Source organism: Psychrobacter immobilis, from assembly GCF_904846065.1.
Taxonomy (GTDB): Bacteria; Pseudomonadota; Gammaproteobacteria; order Pseudomonadales; family Moraxellaceae; genus Psychrobacter; species Psychrobacter immobilis_H.
Window position 1 is genome coordinate 1 of record NZ_CAJGZV010000006.1, and the last position, 7,935, is coordinate 7,935.

Consider the following 7,935-nt stretch of genomic DNA (forward strand, 5'->3'; position numbering starts at 1 on the left):
TTTGTCGTCATATGGGTAGGAATTTGTCGTCATATGGGTAGGAATTTGTCGTCATATGAACTCTATAGACCTTTATGTATAAGGCTTGTAGCTGGCTTAAAAGCATTTAAAAGCATTTAAAAGCATTAAAAGCTTTTTTGGTTGTGGATAAGCTTAAAAAACAAGAGACTATTTTTAATGGTTAATTTAGGAAGCTCATTACTTAAATTTGCATAACACTGATTTACTGTAGAAAGAGCTTTTCTCATCTTCAATGCAGTCCTTGGGATCAACTCTCGCATAATAACCATTAGGTTTTTCGATAACTTGATGTGCCACTCGAGCCTTAGCAAGAGAATCATAACCATCTTTTCGCTTACTGATTTCAGCTTTGCTAGGTATAAACAGCCACATTGCACCCAAGCTTAAAATAAAGACGACAACGACCAAGGTTGAAAGCGTGATTGTTAAGTGACGGCCGAACTCTTGCTTAACCTTATCTAGCATCTTTTTGGAAGCATCTATATTTAGCTCGGCAATCTCGTCTTTAGTACCGTCAAGGTTACTAGCAACACTGGTAACAGAAGTCTGTATCTTCTCTAAGTCTTTATTAAGCTGCGTTGTTGTTTTTAAGAACTCATCACTAGCATCAGTGATGTGCTTAGTGAAGCCTTCATCAATACGCTTATGGTAGCTCTCTTCATTGGCTTCAAAGACTCTTTCTGTCTCTTTATGAATGGCTGCAACAAAGTCTGATTGGAGTAAGATTTCTTTGTTTTGATACGTTTTTAGCAGTGAAGTTAGCTGTTTTGCCCACTCAGAGATATCTTGAGCTTGTTTATAATGAGCGTGGTTTAAGTTTGAGCTGTCAATCAGCTGCTTATCTATTTTTTTGGTATACGTTTGAAGCGTAATTAGTAGGTCTTCTAATGGAATAGAGAGGTCATTTTGTGGCATGGATTGTTCCTAGTCGCTAATTATGATGCTATTTAGCCTCTGAGAGCTGCTGTAGACGTTTTTAGGGTGATTTATATAGTTACTGCTACCCTAGCATCAAAATGGCGCTGTGGGATGCCTGAGAAGCATCTAAGGTGATTCTATGCGACCGTGAATGTCGTTTAGTATTGCTTATGAGCATTAAAAGCTAAGACTCATGCCCCGACTGCGGTTGATATCACGGCTATAACCATTGATTTCAGCGGATACCGTTCGCATTTGGCCTTGCTGATCAGGGCTAAGGGCGCTTTGTTGTCGATCTTTGATATCATCAAAGACGCGCTCTAAAGTTTTAGTGTGTGCTTGCCTTGTCGATAAATCACTTATGGACTTGATGTGCTCAAGCAACTGCTTGCTGTGGCTTATAATATGGCTGCCAATTTCATATTGTTCTTGGCCGATAAGCTGTTTTTGGTGGTCAGTGGTACTCGGCTCACTGCGGTAGTGTTGCCATTCGCTCATTTTCTGATCAAGGAGCAGGAGGGTTTTAAGATGTTGGCCAAAGTCGCTTTTTTGGTCGATGTTTTTTAGTAGTCGGTGCTGATTTGATAGCTCTTGATGCAAGATATGACCGTGTTGTTTCTTAAAGTCGGCCTCTTGTGCTGCTATTTGGACGCGGTGCTGCTCACGCTTTGCCTGACGCGCTTCTTCTTGCGCTAATAGGCGCTCACCCTCTTTTTTCTCCGCCATATCGTGCTGCTGCTGAGCAATACGCTCTTTTTCAAGCACGTCAGCCGCTTCTTTAGCAATCTGGCGCTGAATACGTGCCTGTTTTATCTGCTCAACCACTGATTCAGCTTGCTCTAGCTCGTCATTACTCACGTTACTGGGTTTATATTCAGGTTTAGCGGCTGCTGGGACGATAAATAACTGACTTTCGCGCAGATCGGCAAGTTCGCGTGTCCGTACTAGACGGTTGCGCTCAGTAATCATAAGGTTAATCTCACCTCTGATCGTCACTGGGGTAATGCCGTTAAATACCTCGCCTTTTTCCTTTGCTGCTGCTTTTGCTGTCTCGTATGCGTCACGCTCCAGCTTGGTTGCAACGCTACCCATCTTGAGTTGCGGCTCAATGTCTTTGCCTTGATCTGCATAGCTACGACTATCGATAAAGTTAAGATTATGCTCGGCTAGTTTATCGTTTGCCGTCTGCTCCCAAATTTTTCGAACCTCTTTGATTTCCTCGCTGACGCGCTCTAGTCCGAGCGATCTGCGCTTGTTGTCTGATAGCTCAATAGTCGCCTTTTTTTTCAATACGATCTCGTTATTATCGTCAAGTTCTGCGGTGCGCGTGGTGAAAAGTATATGAGCATGGAAGTTACGCGGGTCTGCGCCCCGATCAATCTCTTTTTGTGTGGGTTGATGGATAGCACAATCTGCTATTGTGCCGTAACGATCTGCTAAGGTTTGGGCGAACTGGTGCGCCAGCTCTTTTCGGTCTTCTGCGCTTAATTCATGCGGTAGATTAACCAACCATTCGCGAGCCACGCGCGCATCGACTCGCTTCTCGGCAGCCTCCGCTTTATTCCAAAGATCGCCCCGATCAACAGTAGCCTTAGCATCTGCCAATGCTGACGGTAAAATAATATCCGCACTCATCACGCCATGCTTTTTTGAGTAGTCGTGGGTCTTACCATATCGCTTATCTTCAAGCTCAACACCTGCGCGATAGCTCGCACTAGCAACGGCACTTTGCCCACTGCTTCGTGATATTGATTTAGTCGATGCGATAAAAATAGCCATTTCTGAAAGCTCTATCTGTTGGTTTTTAGCACTACGTCTTTTCGTAGTGCTGGGGGTGTGGGGGTTTACCCCTTCCGATGTTTTGATTTTATATTTGGATGTTGCGTAGCAATAAACAAATGTAAAGTCGAAAACTCGCACTTAATCAGTGGGACTCAACCATCTGTCAATTAACTATATCATAAACTGTTGTTAGGTACTGGCGAAGTTGCTATAGTCGGGTGAATAGGTAATTTGATATTTTAGGAGGAAGGTATGAGCTTACTTGGTGGTAATGATTTAAAGGAACAGCAGAAGATTAATGATCTTGAGCTTAAGATAAATAGAGAGAAGCAGAAGCTAGATAAGAAGCTAACACGGCAAAAAATTCTACTGGGTGCTTTTTTGGTAGATGCTTTAGAGAATAATTCAGTAGATGGTTTGAAAGAATATACGGCTGATAATCTATTGAATTTCCTGACCAGACAGACGGATAAGGATTTAATGGCAGATTTGGTAAAGGGACTTAAAGCAATTGAAAGTTAAGTAGCCAAAAAAAAGGATGGTCATGTTTAAGTTTCTAGAGCATAAGAAGAATGATACATGGGTTGATAACATATTAGTAATAGTGATACGCCTTGCAATTACAGGGTTTATAGTAATGCTAGGCTTTTTCTTGGCGTTTATTGCTACGATGGGTCCACCTATTGCACCTCATATTTGGAATGGGGGTCTGGATGGCAGTATTAGAATAGGCACTATTGTTATCGGCTTGGGTGCATGTGCTGCTATATTGCTTTGGTTTTTCTGGACTCTATGTTGTGATATCTATCGCTTTATTATTCGTACATCCCTGCCCGACTCTGATACTGAAACCAAATAGAGCAAGTAGGATTTATAGCTACCTATTATTAATAAACACCATAGAAAGAGATTTAGATGCCAAGTTTTATAGTTGTAGACAATGAAATTGTTAACCTATCGGAAATTAGACGGATAACTGCTGATAAAAAGCGACTTACAATCACATTTCATTTAGGATTTTGGAATGGTAACGCATTCAAACGATGTACTGACAGCCAGCATTTTGAAGCGGTTTTTAAGGATATAGTAGCCAAGTTGGAAGCTGAACAGATTTGAGTCCGCTACTTAGAACGCCCAGTTGTAAGTAGCAAGCCTTTCATCCTATTAGTAATCTATAACAGTTTTTTTATGGCTTACTAATATAATTCAGTTAACCAAATATGCTATAGAGTATGACACCAATAAACAAAAGCGACAAAATGTCATCACCCAGTATTATCCATTTATGCAAGGTTTTACCCTTGTTGTTATTATGCATAATAGAGCTACCGTTGTAATGACTTATAAAGTCATCATCACTTATAGAGTATCTTTTTTTCGATAAGAATATTTTTTGATCTAGATTTATAGGTATGACAACTTGCTTCAAAGCTCCTAAAAATACTCCTAGCCATATTAAGATGTTTAGTATGTCTTTATCTATAGAAGAGTTTATGAAAAAACCAAAACTTAGGATTAAAGCCACAATGAAAAACTTGCGGTAACTTCCTTTTGGGTAATCTAGGACAAATTTCCGCATCAAAAATCCTAATAAATGAACCTATGTTTGTTTAAAATATTGAATAGGAATGTTAGTGATAATTATTGTCAACGTATAGATTTGGTATGGTCTAATAACACGCTACCTCCTAGAATGGCGTTGGCCTATTAGCTGTACACCTTTTTTAAACACAGACTTTGCTAACTGTAATTTTGTTTTCATATTTACCAGTAGGCCCGTAACCACCTTCAGAGCCAATTACTCCAACCACACAAGTTTCGAACGATTTGTAGTAGCCGTCTTGACCAATCTTATTAGAGTTTTCTATCAAAAGCTGTTTTGGATCTGCCACATAGTAAGTTTTGCCATTTGCCTCTAGCTGATATACTTCAAAGCTTCTTTTAAAATTTCCACGCACCTCTACTTCTTCTGAGATGTTTTTTGTTATGGCTTCTGATGAGTTTTCTTTTACTTCATTAACGCTGTTAGGCTCTTTGTGACTACAACCTATACTCATAAGTATAAGTGTCGTAAGTGCTCCTACTACCAATCTAAAATTAGACATTAAGCTTTCCTTACCGAGTTATCAATAAATTAAGTTTCTTATAAAATGAGTTCAAAAAAGCTGGTAAGCATATAAATACAACGCTTTTTTTAATCAAATATTATCGACTAAACCAAGGAATTCTACAAGAAAATTGATACTCTGTGATGGAGTGTGCTTTGATGATAATCGTTCGGCACCCTAGTGAGGACTTGAATACTCGGTTGTAGGATAATGATAATAAGAGTTTGATCTATGGAAATAATTCCAGTGTACTTGTGAGTGTACATAGCGCTGATATTTCGAGGAAAATAACAGAGATACACCTGATATTGATTATGTTTCCTATTTTTTAAGATTTTGATAATGTAAGGTGTGAAAGGTCAACTTAAATCAAGGTATCAATTCATGGAAACAAAATATCAAAAAGCTAACCCTTATGGAGAGCTTAGCACTAAGGCATTAGAAAATTTTGAACAAATAATACAGTATCGTTTACCAGAGGATTATCGAAAATATCTCCTTAATTTCAATGGCGCAGAGCCTACTAATACTGTTTGCAGTATATCAGATGCTGAAGGCGAAACGAGAATACACGGCGTGCTAGGTATACATGACGGTCCTGAATACTGTCGATTAGAATCGAACTTTGGTGATGATAACAGCACAAAAAAAACAGGGTTACTTGCATTTTCTGATGATGCATTTGGAAATTATTTTTGTATTTCCTTGCTACCCAAACATTATGGTGAAGTGTACTTTTATGATCATGAGTCTTCTTACGCTGATGATATTGATACCCTCATTAAAATAGCTGATAGTTTTGATTGTTTCATTGAATCTTTAATTTCTGAAGAAGAGTATGAAAACAGCTTAGCGAATACTGATCCAGAGTTTTATGCGAGATTACAGCATGCTAAGAACAACCCTCAAATATAGTTTAATAGGGTATATGAGAGTCAGGTTTTTGATGCTCTATGTTCGGTGCGCTATACAGGCATCGAACAGTATTTCAACAACGGGAGTTATGGAAGATAATTGTTGAGAGAACTCGTTGTACTCTGATTCTATTGGATATAACTTTAAAAATGACATTGTATTTTTGATGTATTATCTTGCCTGACAACCTTATTAACACATCTATTATCAGATTATACAATGACTCATATGAATCCAACACTTGTTCTAAACCTACCTCCAAAATTCATTAGCTTATTGCAAGAAGCAGTAGCTTATCGCATTAGTTCTATGCAACATTTGTTAGACAACCCTAGCATTTCAGATGAAGAGTTAGCTGAAATTGATTATGGAAACGATCAGATGATTTTACAAATCATTAATGATGACCTAAGAAACATAAACAATCAAATTAAATCTGATTTCTATCAGCTGAGTCAAAATGAAAGTTCGACTCAAACGACTCTTAAGTTATTTGGCAAACCAATTGACGAGAAAGAAGAAATAATCTTTGTATTCTCAGCCAAATCTTACGATGATGCTATGACCATTAGGAATCGTTTTTTAGGCTTTCCGTTGTATAAGCCTATGCCTGATAATTAATGTATGTAGACATTTTTGAATTTTGGTCTACCTAAACCATAATTGATAACCGTTAGTTTTCAACTCTAGAATATATTATTCTTAACTTATCTGTTTTTTTAGGGAGGTTTGTAATGACTACGGTTGTATATCATCTTGAACATAAAGTTAAAGGCTTAGATGATAGTACTAAGATGCTAGGTATCTACAGTACGAGAGAAGAAGCAGAAAAAGCGATAAATTTCCTTAGCGATAAACCCGGTTTCAGGGATTCATTAGACGATTTTCTAATCGATGAATATGAGGTTGATAAAATCTGTTGGTCTAGTGGTTTCGGCTAATAGCCCCGATCTAAGCTATTTGATGCCTGTATAGATTCCCCATAGATATACCCCAAGGGAACCTGTTATTTCACCCCTCAAACCTATTAACAGACTACCTAAAACAGACCACTATAAGAGAACCGCTTATAACAGACTGTTCTAGGTGGTCAGTTTTTCTTCGCTATCTTGAGAAGTCATAGTCTGCTTCATTTCCATCTAAATATTCGCGTATAGGACGTTTCTTACTAAATTTGGAAGCGTCTTTTTTGATCTCACCAACTATAAAATCACTATATGCTGACCAGTTCTTACCAGCGTCGCCTTTGGCAAGACCACTATATGTACTTATAAACTCTTTATGCCGACTGATACGCCACAACTGCTTGTCAGATAGTCCATCAATCGTGAACAGATCACCGTTGTCAACATCACGAGACTCAGCTACCTGTCCAGTCTTGGGTTTTGATTTCTCACGAACTACAAATTTGAAGCCTACTATCGTAGTACCCTTTTTTTCTTGGGTATAACTAACTTTTATATCTGTCTTTTCATTAATTTCTTTTATAGACGACTCTAAAACACGACGTTTGAAGTCACTCATGCGTTTGTAATCATTGACTCCTAAACCAAGCTGCTCCCTGAAAGTCTCTAATTCAAATAACTGAGTTTTTCGAGCTTCGCGCCATTGTATGAGAAGCTCATAAAGTCTTACAGCATATAAGCTCTTTAATTGCGCCGTTTGCTCTAAAGTATATTTTGTGAAGAACTGCTCAATTCCATCAATACGCGTGATTTCGTTAACAACAGCAGGGGTAAATATTACCTCTATCGCTCCCTCACCATCAATATATGTGGCTTGACTGATCCAACGTGATTTCACTTTAAGATCACGTTCGTCCATAAAGGTAAAGCGACGCTCGAACAAGTTAGCTTCCGCATCTATAAGTGCCTCATAAGCAGTTTGCTTAGAAACCTCAAAAACTTCAGCGTATCTCATGGCGTTTATTCTTAATGGGGTGTCAGAGCTAAGACCCTTGTTTTGCTCTCTACTATCAATAATAGCTAACTGTATGAGTCTAATTTCAGCAAGTGATAAATTCTGAATCGCTGTATTAAGACGATTTGATTTTACTACCAATTCGGTTTTATTATTTTTCATAGTTAATACCATTAAAAACATATAACGACATAATATTGATATGACACTTTATAGTCAAATTATTATTTGTCGTCATATGGGTAGGAATTTGTCGTCATATGGGTAGGAA

The 7,935-nt window shown here is 38.2% G+C and carries 11 protein-coding genes; 6 read left to right on the forward strand and 5 right to left on the reverse strand.

Annotated elements, in window-relative coordinates; all coding sequences use genetic code 11:
* Positions 1-198: 198 nt before the first annotated feature.
* Positions 199-936, reverse strand: coding sequence for a BAR domain-containing protein (locus JMW64_RS13585; RefSeq protein ID WP_201555325.1), 738 nt, complete (start codon positions 934-936; stop codon positions 199-201).
* 180 nt (positions 937-1,116) lie between these two features.
* Positions 1,117-2,718, reverse strand: a complete 1,602-nt coding sequence (locus tag JMW64_RS13590; protein ID WP_201555327.1) for a MobA/MobL family protein — start codon at positions 2,716-2,718, stop codon at positions 1,117-1,119.
* 255 nt (positions 2,719-2,973) lie between these two features.
* On the opposite strand from JMW64_RS13590, the gene JMW64_RS13595 reads away from it, so the two are divergent.
* From JMW64_RS13595 to JMW64_RS13605, 3 genes are read left to right on the forward strand one after another with little or no spacing between them, the layout of a single operon-like run.
* Positions 2,974-3,243: a mobilization protein MobS gene (locus JMW64_RS13595; RefSeq protein ID WP_198331048.1), complete on the forward strand. Its 270-nt coding sequence runs from the start codon at positions 2,974-2,976 to the stop codon at positions 3,241-3,243.
* A gap of 22 nt (positions 3,244-3,265) precedes the next feature.
* Positions 3,266-3,580: a hypothetical protein gene (locus JMW64_RS13600; protein ID WP_198331047.1), complete on the forward strand. Its 315-nt coding sequence runs from the start codon at positions 3,266-3,268 to the stop codon at positions 3,578-3,580.
* Positions 3,581-3,636: 56 nt separating this feature from the next.
* Entirely contained in the window at positions 3,637-3,837 is a 201-nt protein-coding gene (locus JMW64_RS13605) for a hypothetical protein (protein WP_198331046.1), read from the forward strand.
* A 94-nt stretch (positions 3,838-3,931) separates the two neighbouring features.
* Here the strand turns inward: JMW64_RS13605 and JMW64_RS13610 are convergent, their stop codons facing one another.
* Together JMW64_RS13610 and JMW64_RS13615 are read right to left on the reverse strand one after the other, a co-directional pair.
* Positions 3,932-4,300, reverse strand: coding sequence for a hypothetical protein (locus JMW64_RS13610; RefSeq protein ID WP_198331045.1), 369 nt, complete (start codon positions 4,298-4,300; stop codon positions 3,932-3,934).
* A gap of 145 nt (positions 4,301-4,445) precedes the next feature.
* Positions 4,446-4,826: a hypothetical protein gene (locus tag JMW64_RS13615; protein WP_198331044.1), complete on the reverse strand. Its 381-nt coding sequence runs from the start codon at positions 4,824-4,826 to the stop codon at positions 4,446-4,448.
* Between the two features lie 387 nt (positions 4,827-5,213).
* Here JMW64_RS13615 and JMW64_RS13620 point away from each other — a divergent pair, with 387 nt between their 5' ends.
* The 3 genes from JMW64_RS13620 to JMW64_RS13630 all read left to right on the forward strand — a co-directional run bounded on the left by JMW64_RS13620 (position 5,214) and on the right by JMW64_RS13630 (position 6,685).
* Positions 5,214-5,744 (forward strand): SMI1/KNR4 family protein, encoded by a 531-nt coding sequence (locus tag JMW64_RS13620; RefSeq protein WP_198331043.1) that lies wholly within the window; start codon positions 5,214-5,216, stop codon positions 5,742-5,744.
* Between the two features lie 228 nt (positions 5,745-5,972).
* Complete coding sequence (locus JMW64_RS13625; protein WP_201555329.1) at positions 5,973-6,365, forward strand: hypothetical protein; 393 nt, start codon at positions 5,973-5,975, stop codon at positions 6,363-6,365.
* Between the two features lie 113 nt (positions 6,366-6,478).
* Positions 6,479-6,685: a DUF7336 domain-containing protein gene (locus tag JMW64_RS13630; RefSeq protein WP_201555331.1), complete on the forward strand. Its 207-nt coding sequence runs from the start codon at positions 6,479-6,481 to the stop codon at positions 6,683-6,685.
* A gap of 163 nt (positions 6,686-6,848) precedes the next feature.
* On the opposite strand, the gene repM is transcribed toward JMW64_RS13630, so the two are convergent.
* Complete coding sequence (gene repM, locus JMW64_RS13635; protein WP_201555332.1) at positions 6,849-7,826, reverse strand: replication initiation protein RepM; 978 nt, start codon at positions 7,824-7,826, stop codon at positions 6,849-6,851.
* Positions 7,827-7,935: the final 109 nt, after the last annotated feature.